This window comes from Streptomyces fildesensis, assembly GCF_016107395.1.
GTDB classification, from domain to species: domain Bacteria; phylum Actinomycetota; class Actinomycetes; order Streptomycetales; family Streptomycetaceae; genus Actinacidiphila; species Actinacidiphila fildesensis.
Genome location: NZ_JAAIKO010000340.1, coordinates 1 through 248, shown reverse-complemented (window position 1 = coordinate 248; position 248 = coordinate 1). Strand labels below are relative to the sequence as shown.

General features: G+C 47.6%; 1 protein-coding gene. It reads right to left on the bottom strand.

What is annotated here, in order from left to right; genetic code table 11:
• The coding region (locus C6N31_RS47455; RefSeq protein ID WP_498063737.1) for a peroxidase family protein at window positions 1-248 on the bottom strand (248 nt) is incomplete at its 3' end.

The following is a 248-nucleotide window of genomic DNA, read 5'->3' as shown; positions in this document are numbered from 1 at the left end:
GTAACTTCAACAGCAACAACACCAGCTAACTGATAAAAGTCGGCATAGGATAAGATAGAAAAATGCTCCTTGATGGGCTCCAGCAACCTAACAGCGATGTCAAGACCATTGTTAGCACCGTGAGCTAATTCAGCTGGATTCCTTATCGTCCCAAACGGTCCGCCAGTTTTGGTCTTCACGTCAAAAGTTCCAGCCGAGTGCCATGCAAGACGGAGGATGATCGGAGCGCAATTCTTTTCCGCGATCAA